24 protein-coding genes are annotated in these 24,975 nt (G+C 67.1%); 14 read left to right on the top strand and 10 right to left on the bottom strand.

Annotated elements, in window-relative coordinates:
* Positions 1–29 precede the first annotated feature (29 nt).
* Positions 30–803 carry a ZIP family metal transporter gene (locus CDO87_RS21380; protein WP_100931075.1) on the top strand — a complete coding sequence of 258 codons (774 nt, stop codon included), beginning with the start codon at positions 30–32 and terminating at the stop codon, positions 801–803.
* A 162-nt stretch (positions 804–965) separates the two neighbouring features.
* Complete coding sequence (locus CDO87_RS21375; protein ID WP_157815074.1) at positions 966–1,373, top strand: hypothetical protein; 408 nt, start codon at positions 966–968, stop codon at positions 1,371–1,373.
* Between the two features lie 35 nt (positions 1,374–1,408).
* Here the strand turns inward: CDO87_RS21375 and CDO87_RS21370 are convergent, their stop codons facing one another.
* The 7 genes from CDO87_RS21370 to CDO87_RS21335 form a co-directional block, all read right to left on the bottom strand.
* Complete coding sequence (locus CDO87_RS21370) at positions 1,409–2,683, bottom strand: MFS transporter (protein ID WP_100930652.1); 1,275 nt, start codon at positions 2,681–2,683, stop codon at positions 1,409–1,411.
* Between the two features lie 141 nt (positions 2,684–2,824).
* Complete coding sequence (locus tag CDO87_RS21365) at positions 2,825–4,117, bottom strand: branched-chain amino acid ABC transporter permease (RefSeq protein WP_198521777.1); 1,293 nt, start codon at positions 4,115–4,117, stop codon at positions 2,825–2,827.
* Complete coding sequence (locus CDO87_RS21360) at positions 4,114–5,124, bottom strand: branched-chain amino acid ABC transporter permease (RefSeq protein WP_100930651.1); 1,011 nt, start codon at positions 5,122–5,124, stop codon at positions 4,114–4,116. The genes CDO87_RS21365 and CDO87_RS21360 overlap by 4 nt, the downstream gene beginning before the upstream one ends.
* 241 nt (positions 5,125–5,365) lie before the next feature.
* Positions 5,366–5,842: a hypothetical protein gene (locus tag CDO87_RS21350; protein ID WP_100930649.1), complete on the bottom strand. Its 477-nt coding sequence runs from the start codon at positions 5,840–5,842 to the stop codon at positions 5,366–5,368.
* Between the two features lie 4 nt (positions 5,843–5,846).
* Positions 5,847–6,680: an ABC transporter ATP-binding protein gene (locus tag CDO87_RS21345; protein WP_100930648.1), complete on the bottom strand. Its 834-nt coding sequence runs from the start codon at positions 6,678–6,680 to the stop codon at positions 5,847–5,849.
* Positions 6,681–6,786: 106 nt separating this feature from the next.
* Complete coding sequence (locus CDO87_RS21340; protein WP_100930647.1) at positions 6,787–7,572, bottom strand: ABC transporter ATP-binding protein; 786 nt, start codon at positions 7,570–7,572, stop codon at positions 6,787–6,789.
* A gap of 93 nt (positions 7,573–7,665) precedes the next feature.
* Entirely contained in the window at positions 7,666–8,853 is a 1,188-nt protein-coding gene (locus tag CDO87_RS21335) for an ABC transporter substrate-binding protein (RefSeq protein WP_100930646.1), read from the bottom strand.
* Positions 8,854–9,024: 171 nt separating this feature from the next.
* Between CDO87_RS21335 and CDO87_RS21330 the strand changes: the two genes are divergently transcribed.
* Positions 9,025–10,149, top strand: a complete 1,125-nt coding sequence (locus CDO87_RS21330) for a PQQ-dependent sugar dehydrogenase (RefSeq protein WP_100930645.1) — start codon at positions 9,025–9,027, stop codon at positions 10,147–10,149.
* Here the strand turns inward: CDO87_RS21330 and CDO87_RS21325 are convergent.
* Together CDO87_RS21325 and CDO87_RS21320 are read right to left on the bottom strand one after the other, a co-directional pair.
* Positions 10,125–10,646: a GNAT family N-acetyltransferase gene (locus CDO87_RS21325; protein ID WP_100930644.1), complete on the bottom strand. Its 522-nt coding sequence runs from the start codon at positions 10,644–10,646 to the stop codon at positions 10,125–10,127. The genes CDO87_RS21330 and CDO87_RS21325 overlap by 25 nt on opposite strands.
* 282 nt (positions 10,647–10,928) lie before the next feature.
* Entirely contained in the window at positions 10,929–11,939 is a 1,011-nt protein-coding gene (locus tag CDO87_RS21320; RefSeq protein ID WP_100930643.1) for a GlxA family transcriptional regulator, read from the bottom strand.
* Positions 11,940–12,121: 182 nt separating this feature from the next.
* On the opposite strand from CDO87_RS21320, the gene CDO87_RS21315 reads away from it, so the two are divergent.
* Positions 12,122–13,492 (top strand): class II 3-deoxy-7-phosphoheptulonate synthase, encoded by a 1,371-nt coding sequence (locus tag CDO87_RS21315; RefSeq protein ID WP_100930642.1) that lies wholly within the window; start codon positions 12,122–12,124, stop codon positions 13,490–13,492.
* 144 nt (positions 13,493–13,636) lie between these two features.
* On the opposite strand, the gene CDO87_RS21310 is transcribed toward CDO87_RS21315, so the two are convergent.
* The gene (locus CDO87_RS21310) at positions 13,637–14,353 is read right to left on the bottom strand and encodes a PAS domain-containing protein (protein ID WP_100930641.1); all 717 of its coding nucleotides are present in this window, start codon (positions 14,351–14,353) and stop codon (positions 13,637–13,639) included.
* 252 nt (positions 14,354–14,605) lie between these two features.
* On the opposite strand from CDO87_RS21310, the gene CDO87_RS21305 reads away from it, so the two are divergent.
* The 10 genes from CDO87_RS21305 to phoU all read left to right on the top strand — a co-directional run bounded on the left by CDO87_RS21305 (position 14,606) and on the right by phoU (position 24,970).
* Positions 14,606–15,496 carry a YicC/YloC family endoribonuclease gene (locus CDO87_RS21305; RefSeq protein ID WP_254698237.1) on the top strand — a complete coding sequence of 297 codons (891 nt, stop codon included), beginning with the start codon at positions 14,606–14,608 and terminating at the stop codon, positions 15,494–15,496.
* Positions 15,497–15,501: 5 nt separating this feature from the next.
* On the top strand, positions 15,502–16,155 hold the full coding sequence (gene gmk / locus CDO87_RS21300; protein WP_198521905.1) for a guanylate kinase: 654 nt from the start codon (positions 15,502–15,504) through the stop codon (positions 16,153–16,155).
* A complete protein-coding gene (locus CDO87_RS21295) occupies positions 16,152–16,673 on the top strand; it encodes a gamma carbonic anhydrase family protein (protein WP_100930639.1) in 522 nt (173 codons plus the stop codon). The genes gmk and CDO87_RS21295 overlap by 4 nt, the downstream gene beginning before the upstream one ends.
* Before the next feature lie 113 nt (positions 16,674–16,786).
* Positions 16,787–17,962 (top strand): PLP-dependent aspartate aminotransferase family protein, encoded by a 1,176-nt coding sequence (locus CDO87_RS21290; protein ID WP_100930638.1) that lies wholly within the window; start codon positions 16,787–16,789, stop codon positions 17,960–17,962.
* 1 nt (position 17,963) lies between these two features.
* The gene (locus tag CDO87_RS21285; protein ID WP_100930637.1) at positions 17,964–19,001 is read left to right on the top strand and encodes an ATP-binding protein; all 1,038 of its coding nucleotides are present in this window, start codon (positions 17,964–17,966) and stop codon (positions 18,999–19,001) included.
* 392 nt (positions 19,002–19,393) lie between these two features.
* Complete coding sequence (locus CDO87_RS21280) at positions 19,394–20,434, top strand: substrate-binding domain-containing protein (protein WP_100930636.1); 1,041 nt, start codon at positions 19,394–19,396, stop codon at positions 20,432–20,434.
* Between the two features lie 102 nt (positions 20,435–20,536).
* The gene (gene pstC, locus CDO87_RS21275) at positions 20,537–21,994 is read left to right on the top strand and encodes a phosphate ABC transporter permease subunit PstC (protein ID WP_100930635.1); all 1,458 of its coding nucleotides are present in this window, start codon (positions 20,537–20,539) and stop codon (positions 21,992–21,994) included.
* Entirely contained in the window at positions 21,991–23,346 is a 1,356-nt protein-coding gene (gene pstA / locus CDO87_RS21270) for a phosphate ABC transporter permease PstA (protein ID WP_100930634.1), read from the top strand. The genes pstC and pstA overlap by 4 nt, the downstream gene beginning before the upstream one ends.
* A gap of 78 nt (positions 23,347–23,424) precedes the next feature.
* Complete coding sequence (pstB, locus tag CDO87_RS21265; protein WP_100931072.1) at positions 23,425–24,222, top strand: phosphate ABC transporter ATP-binding protein PstB; 798 nt, start codon at positions 23,425–23,427, stop codon at positions 24,220–24,222.
* 4 nt (positions 24,223–24,226) lie between these two features.
* On the top strand, positions 24,227–24,970 hold the full coding sequence (phoU, locus tag CDO87_RS21260) for a phosphate signaling complex protein PhoU (protein WP_100930633.1): 744 nt from the start codon (positions 24,227–24,229) through the stop codon (positions 24,968–24,970).
* The last annotated feature ends 5 nt before the right edge of the window (positions 24,971–24,975 follow it).

Below are 24,975 nucleotides of genomic sequence, written 5' to 3'. Positions count from 1 at the left end.
GCCACCTCCTGCGCGACACCGGAGACAAGATGACCCCCCTCACCACAGCCCTTCTTGGCGGCGCGATTGCCGCGCTGGCCACGACCTCGGGCGCCATTCCCGCCGTGATCGGCAAGCGGATGACCCGCGCCACCTCCGACCTGATGCTGGGCTTTGCCGCGGGCGTCATGCTGTCGGCGGCCTATTTCTCGCTGATCCTGCCGGGGATCGAACGCGCGCAGGAGCAGACCGGCTCCGTCTGGCTCGCGGCGGCCATCGCGGCGGCGGGCGTGTCGCTGGGCGCGGGGTTCGTCTGGCTGCTGAACGCCAAGATCCCGCACGAACACTTCAAGTCCGGCCCGGAAGGCGGCGCCGACAAGGCCACGGTCGCGCGCATCTGGCTCTTCATCCTCGCGATCACCATCCACAACTTCCCCGAGGGCCTGTCCATCGGCGTGGCCTTCGGCGTCGACCAGGCCAAGGGCCTGTCGGTGATGACCGGCATCTCGCTTCAGGACATCCCCGAGGGGCTGGCCGTCGCCGTCGCCCTGACCGGCCTCGGCTATTCCCGCTGGAAGGCGCTCGGCGTCACGGCAATGACCGGCGCGGTGGAGATCGTGGGCGCGGGCCTCGGCGCGGCGGCGGTCAGCGTCTCCGCCTCGCTCCTGCCCTGGGGCCTGACCTTCGCGGCAGGCGCCATGCTGTTCATCATCAGCCACGAGATCGTCCCCGAAACCCACCGTCACGGCCATCAGGACAAGGCGACACTGGGCTTCATCGTCGGACTGGTGCTGATGATGTTCCTCGACGTGACGCTGGGGTAGGGGCGGCGAAGGTATCCCGAGAACGGGGTTTGTGACGGTCTGGTTGCAGATAGGAAACACGGACCGAAAGGGCTCACGACACCTATTGTTTTTCCGAGACCTTTCCGGAAATTTGGTGTGCGAAGTCCTCGCCGAGGACGATTTCCGAAAGACGAAAGACCAATGAACGTTTCCAGATTTTCCGTAAGTATTTCGATGCTTGTGCTGCTGACTGCATGCAGTGGTACCATGCAGGGCGTGATCCGTGGAGAGGGCACGCCGGTGGTGTTCGAATACGAACAGGGCATGGATCGCGATTTCTACACCACAACGATTGACGGAGAGAAGTTCAGCGGTCACGCCGTCGACGTCGGTGCGACAAGCGGCATCGGAAATGTCTTCACCGGAAACGGTGTGCAGAACGTGTTCACGACCACCTCCAGCGGCAATTTCGTTGCCGTTCTGCTGGGAGACAAGGGCTCGAGCATGAGATGTGAAATGAACTACGCCGACAGCAGCGGAATGACCTCGTCCGGCGGTGTCGGCCGTTGCGAGATAAGCGACGGGCGTGTCATCGACATCACCTGGTAAGAGCGCAGCTTGGAGCGGGCGGCCGCATGCCGCCCTCACCCCGGCACCGTCTCGCCCTCTGCCTCGCGTTCCGCCTCTGCCTGTTCGGCGGCCCAGGCGCCCGCGGCCTCGACCGCGACGGGCGACGACATGGGCAGGACGCCGAGGTAGCTGTCGGTCTCCGCGACCGGCGTGACCGCGCGCTGTGCCATGCGGTAGAGCGCGTAGAGCGCCACGGCCCCGAAGGTCACCGCCAGCACAAGCCAGAAGGCGAAGGGCCCGAAACCCTGCATCGCCCAGCCGGTGATCAGCGGCCCGGCAATGGCCCCCAGCCCGAAGGTGAAGACAAGCCCGCCGGAGGCCGCCGGCATCTCCTCGGTCGCCAGGAAGTCGTTGGTATAGGCCAGGAACAGCGCGTAAAGCGGAGTCGTGACGCCTCCGGCGAGGAAGGCCGCGGCCATCAGTGCCCGGCGGTCCGTGCCGTAGCCCCAGCCCATCAGGCAGGCGGCGGCGCCCACCACCGCCGCGCCGAAGATCAGCTTGCGGCGGTCCATGCGGTCCGACAGCCAGCCGAACGGGTATTGCAGCACCAGCGCCCCGGCAAACAGCATCGCGATGAACAGCGAGATCAGGTTGGCCGACATGCCGATCTGCGTGCCAAAGACCGCGCCCATCCCCGATTGCGTGGCGTAGAGCCCGCCCAGCAGGAAGGTGCCCACCACGCCCAGCGGCGAGCTGACGAAGAGCTGTTTCAGCGACATGGGCTTTGCCACCTCGACCACCGGCGCGGGCGAGATGCTGAGCAGGATCGGCGCGAAGGAGATCGACACAAGGATCGACGCCCCGATGAACAGCGCCGCCGTGCCCGCGTCGCCCAGCGTCAGCAGACCCTGCGCACCGATGATCCCCAGCGTCTGGGCGATCATGTAGGCCGACAGCACCTTGCCGCGCGTCTCGTTGGTGGCGGCGTTGTTCAGCCAGCTTTCGGCGGCGACATAGATGCCGGACATGCAGAATCCGAGGATCACCCGCAGGATCGTCCAGGCCCAGGGCTCTGCCAGCAGGGTCAGGGCGATCAGCCCGGCGGACATGAAGCTGCCGAGCGCCGCAAAGACCCGCACGTGTCCGACCCGCCGGATCAGCACCGGGGCAAACCGCGCGCCCGACAGGAACCCCATGAAATAACCCGAGGTGACGATGGCCAGCTCGCCCGCCGAAAACCCCTCGATCCCGCCGCGCAGGCCGATCAGGGTGAAATGCATGCCGTTGCCCAGCATGATGAAGACGATGCCGATCAGGAGCGCCCAGATCGTTGCAAGGACCTGAAGCATGGGATGACCTTTCGCGCGTCGGGGTTCGGACCTTCCCGCAGCCTACAGGCCAAAGGCCACCGGCGCGAAGGATTCATCCCCGCGCCGGCCTCCGTTTGCGACAAATCATGTCTCTTGCTGACTATGACGCCACCGGCGCCGTCACCGTTCGGGCAGCAGACCCCTCGGGCTGAAGCGCAGCACCAAGAGCAGGATCACCCCCATGGTCAGAAGCCGCATGTGCTGCACCGAATCCAGCAGGTGCGCCTTCAGCCATGACCCGTCGGCCATGCCCGCGGTCAGAAGCGACATCAGCGACTGGCCCAGCGGCTCCACCTGCACCCAGAAGAACCAGATCAGCATGCCGCCCAGCACGGCGCCCAGGTTGTTGCCCGAGCCGCCGACGATGACCATCACCCAGATCAGGAAGGTGTAGCGCAGCGGCTGGTAGGTCGTGGGCGTGAGCTGCCCGTCGAGCGTGGTCATCATTGCCCCGGCGATCCCGCAGATCGCGGACCCCAGCACAAAGACCTGCAGGTGGCGGTAGGTCACGTCCTTGCCCATCGCGCGGGCCGAGACCTCGTTGTCGCGGATCGCCCGCATCATCCGGCCCCAGGGCGATTTCAGCGCCAGCTGCGCCAGCACCAGCAGCACGACCAGCACGGCGGCGAACATCAGCGAATAGCCGAGCTTCACGTAGATGGTCGAGGCCGTCGCCGGATCGAGGCCAAGGCCCGCCGCCTGCTCGACAAAGGCCGGATCGGCCTGAAGGTCGGTCTCGTAGGGGACGGGGCGGGGCAGGCCGTTGACGTTCTTCACGCCGCGCGACAGCCACTCCTCGTTCTTCATGATCGCGATGATGATCTCGGAAATGCCGAGCGTCGCGATGGCGAGATAGTCGGAGCGCAGCCCCAGCGCCGTCTTGCCGATCACCCAGGCCGCGCCCGCCGCCAGCAGGCCGCCCATCGGCCAGGCCAGCACCACCGGCAGGCCCAGCCCCCCGAGGAAGCCGGTGCCCGCGGGGTTCACCGCCTCGATGGCGTTGACCGCGTCGTCCCGCACCCAGCGATAAAGGAAGAAGCCCGCGATCAGCACCAGCGCCACCAGCCAGCCCCTGCGCGACCGCTTCCACAGCATGGCCGAGACGGCGATGACCGCGGTGCCCACCACCAGCGCCAGAAGCGCGCGCGGCCCGCCCGCGGCCCACGCCTCCGGCACCGGCGAGACGGAGGTCAGCACCACCGCAAGCCCGCCCAGCGCGACGAAGCCCATGACACCCACGTTGAACAGCCCGGCGATGCCCCACTGCAGGTTAACGCCCAGCGCCATGATCGCGCTGACCAGCCCCATGTTCAGGATGACGAGCGCGGTGTTCCAGCTCTGGTAGAAGCCGGTGAACAGGATCAGCCCGGCCACAAGAGCGAAGAGAAGGACGGTCTTCAACGACTGGTTCATACCGATTTCCCCTTGAAGAGGCCCGTGGGGCGGAACAGCAGGACGATCACCAGGATCATGAAGCTGACCGCGAACTTGTACTCGGTGGCCAGCAACTGCACGAGGCCGGAGGGCTCCAGCGCCTCGGGCATCATGTAGCCCAGCACCTTCTTCCATGCGTAGGTGATGCCCACCTCGCTGAACGCGATGACGAACCCGCCCGCGATGGCCCCCAGCGGCGAGCCCAGCCCGCCCACGATGGCCGAGGCGAAGATCGGCAGCAGGAGCTGGAAGTAGGTGAAGGGCTTGTACGACTTGTCGAGCCCGTAAAGCACGCCCGCCACGGTGATCAGCCCGGCCACGATCAGCCATGTCACCATCACCACCCGCTCGGGGTTGATGCCGGACAGGAGCGCAAGGTCCTCGTTGTCGGAATAGGCGCGCATCGACTTGCCGGTGCGCGTGCGGTTCAGGAACCAGAACAGCACCGCCACCACGACGACCGCCACCACCACCGTGATCGCCTGCGTCGTCTTCAGGCCCAGCCCCTCGGCCAGGCCCGTGGCGCGCTTGAAGTCGCCGGCCGAGATGATGAACCGCTCGCCATCGGCAAAGATCTGGTCGTCCGCCCCCAGAACGAAGCGCGTCAGCCCGTTGTAGATGAACATCACCCCGATCGAGACCATGACGAAGATGATCGGCTTGGCCTTCTGCGCCCGGTAGAAGCGATAGACCACCCGGTCGGTCAGCAGCACCAGCACCGCCGTCCCCGCGATCCCGAAGGGTATGGCCAGCAGCGCCGTGGGCAGCGGACCCAGCCCGATCCCCCAGCTCTGGAACAGCCAGGTCACGAGGATTGTCACCATCGTGCCGAAGGCCATCGTGTCGCCATGGGCGAAGTTGGAAAAGCGCAGGATGCCGTAGATCAGCGTCACCCCCAGCGCGCCCAGCGCAAGCTGGCTGCCATAGGCGATGGCCGGGATCAGCACGAAATTCGACAGCGCAACCAAAGCGTTCAGCAGGTCCATCAGGACATTCCCTCCATGTCGCAGGTGCGGTACAGCGTGACGCCCCCTAAGCCGGTCGGGCCCGGCCTCTCAAGGTCATTGCGCGCGTTCAAACGGAACGCGCCGTTTTCGAAGAGGGCAAAGGTCCGCAGGCGCCGCCCGCCGGCCTCAGCGTCCATGCCGGACGGCCACACCGCGCCCCCGAGGGCCGCGGGCATGTGCACGGGCGCCACGCCCGCGGAAACCGGATGCCACGCCGCCCTCATTCCTCGGCCTCGCAGCGTCCGAGGTAGCTCACCATCATCGGCCCCTCCGCGTAATGCACCGTGTAGCGCACGTCGCCCGCCTCGGAGATCGTCAAGAGGTGGCGCGCGTCGAAGTCGCCGCCCGACAGCGACAGCCGTCCGCCGTCCTTCGCCCCCACCATGAAGACCGTCCCGGCATCGGCGATCAGGTTCGCCTCCACCATCATCACGGAGGGGTCCATCCCGCCCGCACGGGCGTCCAGCAGCGGCGCAAAGCCACCGTCGCTGCAGGCCTCGTCCTCGTAGCACTCGCGTTCGAACCGGCACGCGAGGCGGATGTCCTCCTGCACCGGCGCATCGGTCACGGTCAGCATCGTGCCGGTATCCTCGCCAGACTCACCGCCCGACTCCCCGCCATGCTCCTGCGCAAAGGCGGGCAGGGCGGCGACGATCAGCGCCAGCGCGCCCAGCTTCTCTGCTTTGCAAATACTCAAACCGTCACCCCCCGAGAAAGCTCTTGCGCACTTCGGGGTCGGCGAGCAGTTCGCGGCCCGTGCCGGTGTAGGCGTTGGCACCCTGCACCAGGACATAGCCCTTGTCCGCGATCTCCAGCGCCTGGCGGGCGTTCTGCTCCACCATCAGGATGGAGATGCCGGTGCGCGCCACCTCGATGATCCGGTCGAAAAGCTCGTCCATCACGATGGGCGACACGCCCGCCGTCGGCTCGTCCAGCATCAGGACGGTGGGCTTGGTCATCAGTGCGCGGCCCACGGCCACCTGCTGCCGCTGCCCGCCCGACAGCTCGCCCGCCGGCTGACGGCGCTTCTCGCGCAGGATCGGGAACAGGTCGTAGACCTGCTCCATCGTGGTCCGGTAATCGTCGGTGCGGATGAAGGCGCCCATCTCCAGGTTCTCCTCCACCGTCATCGAGGTGAAGATGTTCGAGGTCTGCGGCACGAAGCCCATGCCGCGCGCCACCCGGTCCTGCGGCGTGAGCTGGGTGATGTCGTGGCCGTCCAGCCGCACGGCACCCGACCGCACGTCCAGCATGCCGAAGACCGCCTTCATCGCCGTGGACTTGCCCGCGCCGTTGGGGCCGACGATCACCGCGATCTCGCCCTTGTCGACGGCGATGGTGCAGTCGTGCAGGATGTCCGGCCCCTTGCCGTAACCGCCGGTCATGCTGTCGCCGATCAGGAACGGCCCGCCGGGCGCATCCGTCACCGCGCCGGAGCGCCGGGTCGGATCGACCGTGCCCTCGCCGCCGCGCCGGGTGATCGACGCATCGTGGTTGCCGCGGTCGTCCTGGTAGAACCCTTCCTCGCCACTCATGCGCGCCCCCCGGTATCCGTCGTGTGCAGGTGCCCGGCCGCGCAGACGGCGCCCGTGCCGCCGGTGCAGGCCTTTCGCCGGTGACGGCGTGTTGCGAAAACCGCCCTCATTCCTGCGCCACCTTGTCCTTGTTCTTCAGGCCGGTGCCCAGATAGGCCTCGATCACCTGCTCGTTGGCCTTGATCTCGTCCAGCGTGCCCTCGGCCAGCTTCTTGCCTTCCGCCATGACGATCACCGGGTCGCAGATGCGGCCGATGAAATCCATGTCGTGCTCGATCACGCAGAAGGTATAGCCGCGCTCGCGGTTCAGCCGCACGATGGTGTCGGCGATGGTGTTCAGAAGCGTGCGGTTCACGCCCGCGCCCACCTCGTCGAGGAAGACGATCTTGGCATCCACCATCATCGTGCGGCCCAGCTCCAGCAGCTTCTTCTGGCCGCCGGAAATGGCCCCGGCCGGATGATCGGCCAGATGCGAAATGGTCAGGAAATCAAGCACTTCGTCGGCCATCCTGCGCAGCGCGCGCTCTTCTTCCGCGATGCGCTTGCGGCCGATCCAGGTGTTCCACAGCGTCTCGCCCGACTGCCCGCCCGGAACCATCATCAGGTTCTCGCGGCAGGTCATGGACGAGAATTCATGCGCGATCTGGAAGGTCCGCAGCAGCCCCTTGTGGAACAGCTCGTGCGGCGGCAGGCCGGTGATGTCCTCGCCGTCCATCGTCACCTTGCCCGAGGTCGGCGGCAGCGCGCCCGCGATCACGTTGAACAGCGTCGTCTTGCCCGCGCCGTTCGGCCCCACGAGGCCCGTGATCGACCCCTTGGCGATCTCCAGCGAAGCGCCGTCCACGGCGCGGAAGGCACCGAAATGACGGTGCAGGTTCTCCACCTTTATCAATGAACGTCCCCCGTGGCACGCACATGAAGTGCGCCCCATAAAGCATTGAAGCCGCCCGGAAAAATTCCGGACGGCCCCAAGTTTCGCCCTGGCTTACTTGAACTCGACGGTCTCAGCCGCGCCGCCGGTGACGGTGTAGTGACGGTACGAACCCGCCGCTTCGCCTTCGCCGATCAGCTCGACGCCGGATGCACCGACGTAGTCGATGTCGCCGCCGTTCTTCAGGATTTCCAGCGCCTTGCCCAGCTCACCCGGCAGGATCGGCTCGCCGGGGGCGTTGGCCACATCCATCAGGTTCGCGGCCACCGCTTCGGAGGTCGCCTCGCCGCCCTTCGCCATCGCCAGCGCGATCAGCGCCGCCGCGTCGTAGGATTCGCGGGTGTAGGAGGACGCCGCGTCGATGCCCGCATCGCCGGCCACCTTGTCGAACGCTTCCGCGCCTTCGCCCTGCGCCCAGGGCGAGGTCCCGAAGGAGCCTTCCAGCGCGTCCGACTGTTCGGAGAACAGCGTGTCGCCGTACATGCCGTCGCCCATGATATACATGTCGAAGGCACCGGTGTCGTAGGACGCCTGGATCATGCCCTTGCCGCCCTGGTCGGTGTAGCCGAACACCGCCAGCGCGTCGCCACCGGCAGACGCCAGCGCGCCGATTTCGGCGGAGTAGTCGGCCTTGCCGTCGTCATGCGGCGCGGACAGGGTCACTTCGCCCTCGAAGTTCTCCGCGAAGGCATCGGCCAGACCCTTGCCGTAGTCGTTGTTGGTGTAGGTCACCGCGACCGAGGAGATGCCCTTTTCCTTCAGGATCTCGGCGATCACCGCACCCTGGCGCGCATCGGACGGCGCGGTGCGGAAAAACAGGCCGTTGTCCTCGGCGGTCGACAGCGCCGGAGATGTCGCGGACGGCGACACCATCGGGATGCCGTTCGGCACGGCCACGTTGGACAGCACGGCGCCGGTCACGCCGGAGCAGTCCGCGCCCATGATCGCCACGACGCCCTCGGAGGTCACCAGACGCTCGGCGGCGGCGGTTGCGGCGGCGGCGTCGACGCAGGTCGAATCCGCGCGCACCGGTGCCAGCGTCATGCCGTCGAGGAACATGCCGCTCTCGTTCACTTCGGTCAGCGCCAGCTCGGCGCTGTCGGCCATGGCCGGCGTGATGGATTCGATCGGCCCGGTGAAGCCCAGGATGATCCCGATCTTGACTTCGGACATGTGGCTCTCGGCGTGGGCGGCCCCAGAAGCAAGGGCGGCTGCAGACGCGGCAAGAAGCAGTTTTTTCATTGTTCAACTCCCGTGTTGGATCTGTTGTCCAGCGCAAAGGCTATGCGGCGGATCGGGAAATGAAAAGCCCCGCCGCAAGGTCACGTATGGGAAATCGCAGCGTGAACAGTCTTGCTCGGTCCCGGAAACGCCCCACTTCGGGGAAAGGACCCCAGGCCCAGGAGGCAGCACATGCGCGCGTTGACCCACACCGGACTTCTGACCCTCATCCTCTGCCAGCCCGCGCTGTCCCAGACGGCAGCTCAGACGGCGGGCCAGACCATAGACACCTCCGCCGGGCCGATGACCGTGCAGCCGGTGGTGCAGGGGCTCGACGGGCCGTGGGCCTTCGACACGCTGCCCGACGGCACCATCCTCATCACCGAGATCGGCGGCAGCCTCCTGTCGGTCCGGGGCGGCGGCGCCACCCGCGTCTCCGGCCTGCCGGGCGACATCGCGGTGGGCGGGCAGGGCGGCCTGCTCGACATCCTCGTGCCAAGCGATTTCTCCGACGACCGCACGCTCTTCCTGACCTACGCCAAGGCGCAGGGCCGCGGCGCGGGCACGGCGGTCTACCGCGCCACGCTCTCCGACGACGGCACCGCGCTGGAAGGCGGCGAGGTCATCTTCGAGATGGCCCCGGGCGACACCACCGGGCGGCACTTCGGCTCCCGCCTCGTCGAGGGGCCGGGGGACACGCTCTTCGTGACCATTGGCGAACGCGGCGACCGGCCCGCCGCGCAGGACCTGTCCCGCCACAACGGTTCGGTCATCCGCATCAACCGCGACGGCAGCGTGCCCTCCGACAACCCCTTTGTCGGTCAGGACGGCGCGCAGCCCGAGATCTGGTCCTACGGCCACCGCAACCCGCAGGGCGCGGCGATGGACGCCTCCGGCCAGCTCTGGGTCAACGAACACGGCGCGCAGGGCGGGGATGAGGTCAACCGGGTGCAGAAGGGCGCCAATTACGGCTGGCCCGTCATCTCCTACGGCCGTCACTACAGTGGCGCAAAGATCGGCGAGGGCACGGCGCAGGACGGCATGGAACAGCCCGTCCACTACTGGGACCCCTCCATCGCGCCCTCCGGCATGGCGTTCTACGACGGCGCCGTGTCGGACTGGCAGGGCAACGCCTTCGTCGGCTCGCTGAAGTTCGACTACATCGCCCGCCTCGCAGGCGACCCCATGACAGAGGTGGAACAGATCGACCTCTCCGACACGGGCCGCATCCGTGACGTGGGGCAGGGGCCGGATGGCCTGCTGTGGTTCCTCTCGGAATACGAGGGCGGTCTCTACAGGCTGGTGCCCGAAGGCTGATCCGGGCGGTCGAGCCGGTAATACGCCGTGTCCGTCCACTCGACCCCGCCATAGAGGAAGTTCTTCTCCTCCACCCCGGTGCAGACGAAGCCCAGCTTCTCCAGCAGACGGGAAGAGGCCTCGTTCCTCGGGTCCAGTTCCGCGGTCAGATGCGCCTGCTCCGGCCACCGCGCGAAGGCGCGCGGCAGGATGGCGGACAGCGCCTCGAAGGCAAAGCCGCGCCCCCAGAAGGCGGGCACCACCATGTAGCCGACCTCCGGCCTGTGCCAGACCCCGGCCTTGCCGATGCAGCGCCCGTCGCATTCGAGGACGTATTCCTCCTGCCGGTCCGGGTCCGGGGCGATCAGGGTCTTCAGGATGCGTGCGGTCTGCGCGATGTCGTGATGCGCAGGGCCGCTCCAGTAGCGCATGGCGCGCGGGTCGGAAAACGCCTCGTGCAGCGCCTCGAGGTCGTCGGGCCGCGCATGGCGCAGGATAAGGCGGTCTGTCCGGATCATGGCGACAGGGGTGCCATGCAACGGGGCGGCGGGACAAGCCTTTGGAGCGTTATGCACCCGTCCGGGACGCGGTTAACCAATTGTGACGCTGCGTCATCCTGGGCCCGCGTGAAAAGGTTACCAACCGGCCGTTTCAGGGGGTCGAACCGGCCGGTTCACCCCATAACGCGGCGGTCATCTGCATGAAGATCGGGTAAAGCCGTTAACGAAGCGCCGGATGCGCCACCACCCGTGGTGCGCGCGCGCCGCGTTCACCGCCACGCACGGCCCGTTAACCTCGGTTCAGACCGACAGCCGCGCCGCGTGGGTTCCGCGCTCGCGGTAGGGCGTCGTCTCGTAATGGGCGCGGTAGCATTTCGAGAAATGCGAGGGGCTGGCAAAGCCGCAGGCCAGCGCGACGTTGATCACGCTCATGTCGGTCTGCATCAGGAGGTTCCGCGCCTTCTGCAGCCGCAGTTCCATGTAGTAGCGCTTGGGCGAGCGGTTCAGGTAGCGGCGGAACAGCCGCTCCAGCTGCCGGGTCGACATGCCCACGTCCTTGGCCAGCAGGGCCGGGGAAATCGGCTCCTCGATGTTGCTCTCCATCATCTGGATGACCTGGCTCAGCTTCGGATGCCGCACCCCGATCCGGGTCGGCACCGACAGCCGCTGCGTGTCCTGGTCGGTGCGGATCGAGGAATAGATCTGCTGGTCCGCCACGGCGCTGGCCAGTTCCTCGCCATGGTCGTTGGCGATGATCTGCAGGAACAGGTCGATGGACGAGGTCCCGCCGGCGGTCGTCATCCGCGTCCCGTCGATGGCAAAGACCGACTTCGTCAGGAAGACATCCTCGAATTCCTCCGAAAAGCTGTCCTGGTTCTCCCAGTGGATCGTGGCCTTCTTGCCGTCCAGAAGTCCTGCCTTTGCAAGGGGATAGGCGGCGGTGCACAGCCCGCCCACATGCAGGCCGCGGCGCGCCTCGCGCCTCAGCCAGGAAATCAGCCGCTTGGTGGTGGCCTTCTGCACGTTGGCGCCGCCGCACAGCACCACAGTGTCGTCGCGGTGCAGCTCGTCAAGGTCGCCGTCAAGCTGGAACACCGTCCCGGTGGAGCACGAAACCGTCGCGCCGCCCTCGCCGATGACCCGCCATTCATAGAGCTTCTTCGCCGACATCCGGTTCGCCAGCCTCAGGCAATCCATGGCGGCGGCAAAGGACAGCAGCGTGAAATCCTCCAGCAGCACAAAGACGAACCGGCGCGGTTTCGCAGGCACGTTCTCGATCTCGACGATCTGTCGCTGGTTCGGCGGCAGCATGGGAAGCCTCATGAGCTTGGGGCCGGATCCGGCGCAGGTGGTGCGGCTCAGATGGGCAGAAGGGACCGCCAGCGTCAAGAGATGTCGCGAAAAACACGACTGGCCAGCAGAGGAAGGCTCGCCTATAACGCGGAACCGTCAAAACGCAGACCGTTCAAGGAACGACAACCGGAGTAGATCAAATGACCGAGTGGCAGAAATCGAACTGGCGCGCACTCCCGCGGGTTCAGATGCCCGAGTATACGGACGCCGAGGCGCTGCATGCCGTCGAGGCACAGCTGGCAAAGTATCCTCCGCTGGTCTTTGCCGGTGAAGCCCGCCGCCTGAAGTCCCTCCTGGGCGCCGCCGGCCGCGGCGAGGCCTTCCTTCTGCAGGGCGGCGACTGCGCCGAATCCTTCGACCAGTTCAGCGCGAACGCCATCCGCGACACCTTCAAGGTGATGCTGCAGATGGCCATGGTGCTGACCTTCGGCGCCAAGGTGCCGGTGGTGAAGGTGGGCCGCATGGCCGGCCAGTTCGCCAAGCCGCGCTCTGCCCCGACCGAGGTGGTCGATGGCGTCGAGCTGCCCAGCTACCGCGGCGACATCATCAACGATCTGCCCTTCACCCCCGAAGCGCGGACCCCGAACCCGCAGAAGATGCTGCAGGCCTACACGCAGGCCGCCGCCACGCTGAACCTGCTGCGCGCGTTCTCCACCGGCGGCTACGCCGACGTGCATCAGGTGCACCAGTGGACGCTGGGCTTCACCGAGGGCGAGAAGGCCGCGAAGTACCGCGACATGGCCTCGCGCATCACCGACACGCTGGACTTCATCCGCGCGGCGGGCGTCTCGAACGAGCAGGCGCACACCCTGCACACGGTCGAGTTCTACACCTCGCACGAAAGCCTGCTGCTGGAGTACGAAGAGGCGCTGACCCGGATGGATTCGACCTCCGGCAAGTGGCTCGCGGGCTCCGGCCACATGGTCTGGATCGGCGACCGCACCCGTCAGCCCGACGGCGCGCACGTGGAATTCTGCCGCGGCATCCTGAACCCCGTCGGCCTGAAGTGCGGCCCGACCACCACCGCCGACGACCTCAAGGTACTGATGTCGAAGCTCAATCCGCAGAACGAGGAGGGCAAGCTGACGCTGATCGCCCGCTTCGGCGCGGGCAAGGTGGCCGAGAACCTGCCGCGCCTGATCAAGGCGGTTGAGGAAGAGGGCGCCAAGGTGACCTGGGTCTGCGACCCGATGCACGGCAACACGATCAAGTCGGCCACCGGCTACAAGACGCGGCCGTTCGACAACGTCCTGCGCGAAGTCCGCGAGTTCTTCGGCGTGCACGAGTCCGAGGGCACCGTGCCCGGCGGCGTGCATTTCGAGATGACCGGCCTCGACGTGACCGAATGCACCGGCGGCGTCCGCGAAGTGACCGAAGAGGACCTGAGCGACCGCTACCACACCGCCTGCGACCCGCGCCTCAACGCCTCGCAGTCGCTGGAGCTGGCCTTCCTCGTGGCCGAGGAGCTGACCGCCCGCCGCGAGAACGCCGCCGCCGCCGCGCACGGCTGACCGCCTCAGGCGTCATTCTGGCGTCAGGTCTGGCAAGGAACGAAGGCCGGTCCCCCGGGGGCCGGCCTTTCCCTTGTGGGCCAGGCGCCTCGGGCGCCTTGCTCGATGCCACGGGCCGGTCCCGCGGCACGTGGCGTTCAGGTGTCAGTCGTTGTCGACGATCAGGCGCAGGTGCCCGCGCTGCACGGTGGGACGCGGCTCTTCGGTCTTCGCGGCAGGGGCCGGGGTGAAACTGCGCTGCTCTTCGCGGACCTCGAAGGCCGGGCGCGGCTGCGGCACGTCCGTGCCGGCAAGGCCGGGCGCCGCAGGCGTTCCGCTCACCGCCGCCGAGATGTGCATCCGCACCACCTGGAACCGGCGCGGCGTCCGGCCGATCCGGCCATGGCTGATCAGCGCGCCAAGCCCGCGGGTCAGGTCGCCGAAGTCCGAGCGCAGCGGCAGCAGCACAAGGCTGGCCTCCAGGTCGGGCTTGCCGAAACCGGCCTCTGCCCGCAGGTCGATGCGCACGATGGCCGGGTCGGCGAAGAGCGCCGTGACGCCCTGGCCGAACCGCTCGCGGTCGGCGGGCGCGATCAGGCTCGACAGCGGCATGCCCGCCACCTGCATGCCCATCAGGTCGTTGAGATGTGTGCCCGCCACGCGGATCTTTGCCATCGACGGTGCGATGCGCTCCAGCAGGAACGCGTTTTCCAGCGCGCTCTCCATGCCCCTCGGGTCGACCTGGCTGCGCAACGGGACAGAGCTGCCATCGCACAACCCGCGCCAGTAGGTTTCCACCTGGCGCAAGGGCGCTTCGCGCCGTGCCTTCTCCCGCTCCGTCATCGAAACGATCCCTTGTCCGTTTCCGCCCTTGCCAAACATGTGTCCGCTCCTTTTGGTTCCGGATGCGACCTGGCAGAGCCCCCTGCCACCATGTCCGTGTGTCAATACTTCTTATAAAACCATTACTACCAGAACGCCGCCCGAATTTCGCCTCATTTCTGGCTCAACGGTTAACGTCTTCCAAAGAATTGTTGGCATCTGCCTGCCGGAACGGCGCCGTCTGCCGGGCGCTCGGCGCTTGCCTTGCGCGGCTCCGGGCTTTACCCGGAACCCATGACAGGAGAGACAGACATGCGGCAGTCCATGACCGGGTTCGCGAGTGTTCAGGGCGCGGCCTTCGGCCTTGCCTGGGTGTGGGACCTGAGGGGCGTCAACGGCAAGGGGCTGGACCTGCGCCTGCGCCTGCCCGACTGGGTCGAGGGGCTCGAAGCGCAGGTGCGGGCCCTTGCGGCCAAGGCCCTGGTGCGCGGCAACGTGCAGATCGGGCTGCGCCTGACCTCCGACGCGGGCGACGGCGCGCTGCGGCTGGACGAGGGCCAGCTGACCGCCGTGCTCGACGCCATGTCCCGGATCGAGGCGGAGGCGATGGAACGCGGGCTCTCGCTGGCGCCGTCGACGGCGGCCGAGGTGGTGGGCCTGCGCGGCGTGCTGACGTCTGAGGCCGCAGAGGTCGACCAGGACGCGCTGCGCAACATGCTGGTTGCCGACTTCTCCCGCGCGCTCGATGCGTTCATCGGAATGCGGCAAAGTGAGGGCGCCGCGCTGGCCGACATCGTGATGCGCCAGCTGGCCGAGATCGAGTCGCTGGTGACGGAGGCCGAGGCCGCCATCGCCGTCCGCGCCGATGCGCAGGTGCAGCGGTTCCGCACCCAGCTGGCCCGCGTCACCGACAACGTGGACGGCATCGACGAGGCGCGCATCGCGCAGGAACTCGCGCTGATCGCGGTGAAATCCGACGTCACCGAAGAGATCGACCGCCTGCGCGCCCACATCGGCGCCGCCCGCGACCTCATGGCCACCGAGGGCGCCATCGGCCGCAAGCTCGACTTCCTCTGCCAGGAATTCAACCGCGAGGCCAACACCCTGTGTTCGAAGTCCGGCGATACGGAACTGACCCGCATCGGCCTGAGCCTCAAGACCGCCATCGACCAGATGCGCGAGCAGATCCAGAACGTGGAATGACCGCAATGTCCGACAGCCTGCCGAACCGCCGCGGTTTGCTCATCATCCTGTCCTCGCCCTCGGGCGCGGGCAAATCCACCCTGTCGCGGCGCCTGCTGGACTGGGACCCGTCCCTGAGGTTCTCCGTCTCTGCCACGACCCGCGCGCCGCGGCCCGGCGAAGTGGACGGCCAGCACTACCACTTCCTTGCCGAGGAGGATTTCAAGCGCACGGTCAACGATCAGGGGATGCTGGAGCACGCCCACGTCTTCGGCCACTTCTACGGCTCGCCCCGCGCGCCGGTGGAGGCCGCGATCGGGCAGGGGCGCGACGTGCTGTTCGACATCGACTGGCAGGGCGCGCAGCAGATCGTCAACTCCGCGCTCGGGCCGCACACGCTCTCGGTCTTCATCCTGCCGCCCTCCATCGCCGAACTGCGCCGCCGCCTCGTTGGCCGCGGACAGGACGCGCCGGAGGTGATCGCCAAGCGGATGCAGAAAAGCTGGGACGAGATCTCGCACTGGGGCAGCTACGACTACGTGCTGGTGAACGACGACCTCGACGCCACCTTCGGGCAACTGAAGACCATCGTCGCCGCCACCCGTCTGCGCCGCCTGCAACAGCCCTGGCTCGTGGACCACGTCCGCAGCCTGCAAACGGAATTCGAGGAGCTCGCATGACCATCTACGCCCTGGACGACATCGAACCGCAACTGCACGCCACCGCATGGGTCGCCCCCGGCGCGCATGTCATCGGCCGCATCGTGATGGAGGAGGACAGCTCCGTCTGGTTCGGCAGCACCCTGCGCGGCGACAACGAGGAAATCCGCGTCGGCCGCGGCTCCAACCTGCAGGAGAACGTGGTCTGCCACACCGACATGGGCTATCCGCTGGTGATCGGCGCGGGCTGCACCATCGGCCACAAGGTCATGCTGCACGGCTGCACCATCGGCGACAACACCCTGATCGGCATGGGGGCGACGATCCTGAACGGCGCGAAGATCGGCAAGAACTGCCTGATCGGCGCGGGCGCGCTGGTGACCGAGGGCAAGGAGATCCCCGATGGCAGCCTCGTCATGGGGATGCCGGGCAAGGTCGTGCGCGAACTGACGCCCGAGGCCATCGAGGGCCTGAAGCTGTCTGCGCTCGGCTACCAGGCCAACGCCCGGCGCTTTGCCAAGGGCCTGCGCGCGCTCTGAGCGCCCCCTGATCTCACACGAAAATCGCGCGTGCCCGCGGGTTTGCGCGATTGACAGCCCCTGCGCGCGGTGCTCCCTCTGACGCCATCAGAAGACCCGATAGGAAAGACGCCATGAAACCCACGCTGCAACGTCCCGTGACCGTCCCGCAGAGCCTCTCGACCCCGGTCATCACGCCGCTGATGCCCTCGGTGGTTTATGCCTCGACCACGCCGGACGAGCTCGATTCGCAATACGAGGGCCGGGCGCAGGGCTACACCTACGCGCGTGAGGGCCACCCCAACGCCGACGTGCTGGCCCGCCGCATCGATGCGCTCGAAGGGTGCGAGGGCGGCCTGGTGCTGGGCTCCGGCATGGCGGCGGTGGCGGCGGTGCTGCTGGGCCTGACGAAGGCGGGCGACCACGTCGTGGGCGGCGATCAGCTTTACGGCCGCTCGCTCAGGATGCTGACCGAAGACCTGCCGCGCCTCGGCATCGCGACCACCATGGCGCAGGTGACGGACGCCGCATCGGTCGCCGCCGCGCTGCGCCCCGAAACGAAAATGGTACTGATCGAGGTCGTCTCCAACCCGACGCTGCGGCTTGCCGATCTCGACGGCATCGCCGCCCTCTGCCGGGAAAAGGGCGTGCTCCTGGTGGTCGACAACACCTTCACCACACCCGCCACGGTCAAACCGTTCGAACACGGCGCCGACATCGTGCTGCACTCGGTGACGAAGCTGCTGGCGGGCCATTCGGACGTGACGCTCGGCTGGATCGGCGCGCGGGACCCGGACCTGATGGCGAAGATGCGGGTCTTCGCCGTGACCACCGGCATGACGCCCAGCCCCTTCGACTGCTGGCTGGCGGAGCGCGGGCTGCACACCTTCGCGCTGCGGCAGGCCCGCACGCAGGAGACCGCGCGGCGGCTGGCCGATCACCTCGCCGGACAGGCGGGCATCGCCAGGGTGCTTTACCCGACCCGGCCCGACCACCCCGACATGGCCCGCGCGCAGGGGCTGCTGCAGGGGCAGGGCGGCAACATGGTAAGCTTCGTGCTCGACGGCGGACGCGCCGAGGCCAACGCCTTTGCCGAGGCCGCCAACGGCGTGGCCTTCGCGCCGACGCTGGGCGATGTGGGCACCACGCTCTCGCACCCGGCCTCCTCCTCTCACCGCGCGCTGACACCCGAGGGCCGCGAGGCGCTCGGCATCACCGAGGGGTTCTTCCGCGTCTCCGTGGGGCTCGAGGACCCCGACGCGCTGATCGCCTGCTTCGACGCGGGGATCGCCGCCGCGCGGAGCGTCTGAGATGACGGAGGCCGAAGCGGGTTTCGTCGAGGCGATCCCGCTGCCTGCGGTGATGATCCGCCGGGACGAGCGGATCGAGGCGGCCAACGGCCCGGCGCTGGCGCTGCTGGGGCAGGGCATCCGGGGCCGCCACTTCATCACTGCGCTGCGCCAGCCGGGCCTGCTCGACGCGATAGAGAGCTGCCTGCGCGACGGCTCGCCGCGCGTGGCGGACTTCCTGACCAATGACGGGCGGCAGGACACCACCTACCGCGTGACCGTCCGCGCCGTGGCGCTGGAAAGCGGGCGTGGCGTGCTGGTCTGCTTCGAGGATGTCACCTCCATCGAGCAGATCGGCCAGATGCGCCGCGACTTCGTCGCCAACGTCAGCCATGAACTGCGCACGCCGCTGACCGCCCTGATCGGTTTCATCGAAACGCTGAAAGGCCCGGCGCGCGGCGATCCGGCGGGGCAGGCGCGCTTTCTGTCGATCATGGAGTCGGAGGCCGCCCGCATGAACCGGCTGATCGGCGACCTGCTGTCGCTCAGCCGGGTGGAGGCGGACGAACGCGTCCGGCCCACGACCCGGCTCGACCCGGCCGAGATCGCGCGGTCGACGCTGCACGGGCTGCGCCCCATCGCCGAGGAGGCGGGCGTGACGCTCGACCTGTCGGTGCCCGATGTGCCGCTGTCCATTCCCGGCGACGAGGACCAGCTTCGGCAGGTGCTGACCAACCTCGTGGAGAACGCGATCAAGTATTCCGGGCGCGGCGCCTCCGTCACCGTGACGCTGACCGCGGTGGACTACGAACCGCGCGTCCGGGGCCGGGGGGTGCGGCTGACGGTCAGCGACACGGGCCCGGGGATCGACCAGATCCACCTGCCGCGCCTGACTGAACGCTTCTACCGCGTGGACAGCCACCGCTCGCGCGAGATGGGCGGCACGGGACTGGGTCTCGCCATCGTCAAGCACATCGTGAACCGCCACCGCGGGCGGCTGCGGGTGGACAGCGAACTGGGCAAGGGCACGACCTTCACCGTCATCCTGCCCGCCGGCTGACGGTGCGGCGGCACGTTTGCCCGCCCGTCACAAACCCCGGGAATCGGTAAACGCGCCGTCACGATTCGACCGGGGCGCCGAAGTATCCGTCGAGATCGGCAAAATGACCCAGCGTCATCGACGATTTCCGCCCCTCAGCGCGTGCAAATTGAAGAGCGCCGCGGAAGTATCTGGCATTAAACAATAAAACAAAATCCACTCAAACCGCATACCGTCCCAGGCGCGAAGTCATGCCGCCCGCGTCCCGCTCACGTTGCATGAAATCCCGTTAAAAACCGCGCCGTCATCAAACTGTTACATCACCGTCACAAAAGCATTGCGCGCTGTCCTTAGCGAGGGGCGCGACGGTCATCACTGGGGATGATCGATTCCTGACCTAGGGAGCAAACCTGATGAAATTCGTGAAACTGACCGCCTCTGCTCTGGCGCTCGCTTCCGCAGCCTCCGCAGCCTACGCACGTGACAACGTGCAGGTTGCAGGCTCCTCCACCGTTCTGCCCTACGCCTCCATCGTGGCCGAAGCCTTCGGCGAGAACTTCGACTTCCCGACCCCGGTCGTGGAATCCGGTGGCTCCTCCGCCGGCCTCAAGCGCTTCTGCGAAGGCGTGGGCGAAAACACCATCGACATCGCGAACGCCTCCCGCGCGATCCGCGAAAACGAAATCGCCGCCTGCGCAGACGCCGGCGTGACCGACATCATCGAAGTCCGCATCGGCTATGACGGCATCGTCTTCGCCTCCCAGATCGACGGCCCGGCCTTCACCGCCTTCGAACCGGCAGACATCTACAACGCCCTGGCCCCGAAAGTGGTCAAGGACGGCGAGCTGGTCGACAACCCCTACACCATGTGGTCCGAGTTCAACGCCGAGCTGCCGGAAGCCGAGATCATGGCCTTCATCCCGGGCACCAAGCACGGCACCCGTGAAGTCTTTGAAGAGAAGGTCCTGGCAGCAGGCTGCGAGACCACCGGCGCACTGCAGGCGATGCTCGACAGCGGCATGTCCGAGGACGACGCCGAGGACGCCTGCATCGCAGTGCGCACCGACGGTCGTTCCGTGGACATCGACGGCGACTACACCGAGACGCTGGCCTCCATCGACTCCAACTCCAACGGCATCGGCGTCTTCGGCCTGGCGTTCTACGAGAACAACACCGACAAGCTGAAGGTCGCCACCGTCTCCGGCATCGAGCCGAAGACCGAGACCATCGCCTCCGGCGAATACCCGGTCTCCCGCCCGCTGTTCTTCTACATCAAGAAGGCACACATCGGCGTCATCCCGGGCCTGAAGGAATTCGCGGAATTCTTCGTCGCAGACGAGATCGCAGGCCCGGACGGCCCGCTCTCCGAATACGGCCTCGTGGCTGACCCGGAACTGGCACAGACCCAGGAAAAGGTCGCGAACGAGACCACCATGTCCGAAGAAGGCATGTAATAGGACCCGAAAGGGACCTTGCACACCTCAGACGGGGCGGCCATTCCCGCCGCCCCGTCCGCCATTCAGGCAAAGAAATACATCAGGGACTTCGGGGGGCACATGCCTTTACTCTGGCTCATCGTGATCGTGCTTGCGCTGGCAGCCGTCGGCTATGTCGCCGGGCGCGGCCGCGCAATGAAGAGCGCCGGCGGCGACAGCCGCCACCTGCACTCGCTGCCGTCCTATTACGGCTCGAACGCGGCGATCAAGGTCGTCGTTCCCGCCTTCCTGCTGCTGATCGTTTGGCTTCTGGCGCAGCCGATCTACGTCAACTCCGTCGTCTCCGGGATGATCCCCGAAAGCGAGGTCGCCGAGGGCAGCAACCTGTCGCTCGTGATGGCCGAGGTGCGCCGCACCGCCGACGGCATCGACAACGCCATCGCCGCAGGGCTGATGCAGGCCGACCGCGTGCGCGACATCAGCGCCGACCAGCTCACCCAGTCGCTGAAGGACGCGGGCCAGATCGTCACCTCCGCGATCACCCCGGCCGTGCTGGACGCCGCCCAGGAGTTCCGCGTCATCAACAACCGCGGCAACCTCTACATGACCGTGGCCGTGCTGGTCCTCGCGATCGCGGGCTTCGTGATCGCCCTGCGCGAGACGCACAAGGACTTCCGCGCCCGCAACGTGGTGGAAACCTCCGTCCGCTACCTGCTGATCGCCGCCGCCTCCATCGCGATCCTGACCACCATCGGCATCGTGTTTTCGCTGATCGGCAACACCATCCGGTTCTTCAACCTCTACCCGGCGGGCGAATTCTTCGGCTCGCTCACCTGGTCGCCCTCCTTCGGCGGCGGGTCCGAGCTGGGCATCTGGCCGCTGCTCTGGGGCACGCTCTACATCTCCTTCGTGGCGCTGCTGGTCGCCGTGCCGATTGGCCTCTTCGCCGCCGTCTACCTGTCGGAATACGCGGGCCCGAAGATGCGCGCCTACGCCAAGCCCGCGCTCGAGGTGCTGGCCGGCATCCCCACCATCGTCTACGGCCTCTTCGCGTTGCTGACGGTCGGCCCCCTGCTGCTGTCGGTCTTCGGCAGCGACGGTCTGGGCTGGATGCAGGGCACCCGCGCGGTCATCACCGCCGGCATCGCCATGGGCATCATGCTGATCCCCTTCGTCTCCTCGCTCTCCGACGACATCATCAACGCCGTGCCGCAGGCGATGCGTGACGGCTCCTACGGGCTGGGCGCGACGAAGTCCGAGACCATCAAGCAGGTGATCCTGCCCGCGGCCCTTCCGGGCATCGTGGGCGCCATCCTGCTGGCCACCTCGCGCGCCATCGGCGAGACGATGATCGTGGTGCTGGGGGCAGGGGCCGCGGCCAAGCTGTCGCTGAACCCCTTCGAGGCGATGACCACCGTGACCACGCGGATCGTCTCCCAGCTGACCGGCGACGCCGACTTCGCCTCGCCCGAGGCGCTGGTGGCCTTCGCCCTCGGCATGACCCTCTTCATCCTGACGCTGGGGCTGAACGTCTTCGCCCTCTACATCGTGCGCAAGTACCGGGAGCAGTACGAATGACCGACGCATCCATGGACACCGCCGGTGCACCGCGCGGCAAGATTTCCCTGACCGCCGCCGACGCCCGGACCAAGCGCCGCAACGCTGCCGAGAAACGCTTCCGGATGTACGGCCTCGCCGCCATCGGCACCGGCATCTTCTTCCTCGTCGTGCTGCTCTGGGCGATCCTGACGAACGGCCTGACCGCCTTCCAGCAGACCTTCATCGAGGTGCCCGTCTATCTGGACGAGGCAAAGCTCGACAAGAACGGCAACCGCGACATCGAGGACATCAAGAAGGTCTCCACCTTCGGCTACCAGCCGCTGATCCAGCAGGCGATCTTCGCGCAGGTGCAGGAGCAGGGCTTCCAAACCCCGCTGGAGGACGACGGCGACATGAAGGCGCTGATCTCCGCCTCCGCCGCCGCACAGCTGCGCGACTACGTCATCGCCAACCCCGGCCAGATCGGCGAGACCATCGAGTTTCGCATCCTCGCATCCTCCCGCGTGGACGGCTACTTCAAGGGCCGGGTCAAGCGCGAGGACATCACCCGCGACAAGAACATCGACGCCGAGCACCTCGACCTCATCGACCAGATGCGCGAGGCGGGGCTTGTCGAGAAGTCCTTCAACTCCGAGTTCATCTTCGGCGCCGACGCCTCCGAATCCCGCCCCGAACAGGCCGGTCTGGGCGTGTCGATGCTGGGCTCTTTCTTCATGATGCTGGTGGTGCTGGCGCTGTCGCTGCCCATCGGTGTCGCCGCCTCCATCTACCTCGAGGAATTCGCGCCGCAGAACCGCTTCACCGACCTGATCGAGGTGAACATCTCCAATCTCGCGGCCGTGCCCTCCATCGTCTTCGGCATCCTGGGCCTTGCCGTCTTCATCCAGTTCGCCGGTCTCCCGCAGTCCGCGCCGCTGGTCGGCGGCCTCGTGCTGACGCTGATGACCCTGCCCACGATCATCATCTCCACCCGCGCCTCGCTGAAGTCGGTCCCGCCGTCGATCCGCGACGCGGCTCTGGGGGTGGGCGCGTCGAAGATGCAGGCGGTCTTCCACCATGTGCTGCCGCTCGCCATGCCGGGCATCCTGACCGGCACCATCATCGGCCTGGCGCAGGCGCTCGGCGAAACCGCGCCGCTCCTGCTGATCGGCATGGTGGGCTACATCGCCACCAACTACCCCGAGGGCATCGCCGAAGGCTTCATGTCCCCGAACTCCGCCATGCCCGCCCAGATCTACGAATGGGCCAAGCGCGCCGACCCGGCCTACTACGAACGGGCCTGGGGCGGGATCATCATCCTCCTGGTCTTCCTGCTGACCATGAACATCATCGCCATCATCCTGCGCCGCCGCTTCGAGCGCCGCTGGTAAGCCGGAGAGATCCGGCCCCACCGCCAAGGCCCGGCATTCCCGACGGGCGGCCAAACCGCTAGGATAGGACCCATGAACATGTACGACGCACCGCATACGGACCGAAACGTGACCCAGACCGAGACCAAGATCAGCGCCCGTGGCGTTCAGGTATTCTACGGCGACACCCACGCCATCAAGGACGTGGACGTGGACATCGAGGACAAGACCGTGACCGCCTTCATCGGCCCCTCGGGCTGTGGCAAGTCCACCTTCCTGCGCACGCTGAACCGGATGAACGACACCATCGACATCTGCCGCGTCGAGGGCCGGATCGAGATCGACGGCGAAGACATCTACGACAAGCGCGTCGATCCGGTGCAGCTCCGCGCCAAGGTCGGCATGGTCTTCCAGAAGCCCAACCCGTTCCCCAAGTCGATCTACGACAACATCGCCTACGGGCCGCGCATCCACGGGCTCGCCAAGAACAAGGCCGACCTCGACGAGATCGTCGAGAAGTCGCTCCGCCGCGGCGCCATCTGGAACGAGGTGAAGGACCGCCTGCAGGCGCCCGGCACCGGCCTGTCCGGCGGTCAGCAGCAGCGCCTCTGCATCGCCCGCGCCATCGCCACCGAACCGGAGGTCCTGCTGATGGACGAGCCCTGCTCGGCGCTCGACCCCATCGCCACCAGCCAGGTGGAGGAGCTGATCGACGAGCTGCGGCAGGACTACTCGGTGGTGATCGTGACCCACTCCATGCAGCAGGCCGCCCGCGTAAGCCAGAAGACGGCCTTCTTCCACCTCGGCAACCTCGTGGAATACGGCGAAACCGGCAAGATCTTCACCAACCCCGAAGATCCCCGCACCGAAAGCTACATCACAGGACGGATCGGATAATCCCATGACCGAACTGAACCAGCACATCGCCTCGGCCTTCGACCGCGACCTCGAAGGCATCCAGGCCCGGATCATGAAGATGGGCGGCCTCGTCGAAGAGGCGATCATCAGCGCCGCCACCGCGCTCGAGAAGCGGGACGAGGAACTGGCCCAGAAGGTGCGCGACGGCGACAAGGCCATCGACGCCATGGACGAAAGCCTAAACGAGGAAGCCGCCCGGGTCATCGCCCTGCGCGCGCCCATCGCCTCCGACCTGCGGGTCGTGCTGTCGGTGATGCGCATGTCGGCGAACCTCGAACGCATCGGCGACCTGTCGAAGAACATCGCCAAGCGCACCTCGGTCCTGTCGCAGATGCAGCAGATCGGCGGCACCGCCGCCTCGCTCCGCCGCATGGCCCGCGAGGTGGAGCTGATGCTGAAGGACGCGCTCGACGCCTACATCCAGCGCGACGAGGCGCTGGCGCTCGACGTGATCGACCGCGACCGCGACGTCGACCAGATGTACAACACGCTGTTCCGCGAGTTCCTGACCTTCATGCTCGAGGACCCGCGCAACATCACCGCCTGCATGCACCTGCATTTCATCGCCAAGAACATCGAACGCATGGGCGACCACGTCACCTCGATCTCCGAGCAGGTGGTCTTCCTCGTCACCGGGCAGATGCCGACAGAGGCGCGGGTAAAGGACGACCGCACGTCCTCCGACTACCGGCTCTCGCCGGAGTTCTCGCAAGCGGACGAGGACTGAGGGCG

Source organism: Sagittula sp. P11 (genome assembly GCF_002814095.1).
Lineage (GTDB): Bacteria > Pseudomonadota > Alphaproteobacteria > Rhodobacterales > Rhodobacteraceae > Sagittula.
The sequence above is the reverse complement of the archived record's forward strand: the minus strand, read 5'-3'. Positions and strand labels throughout refer to the sequence as shown.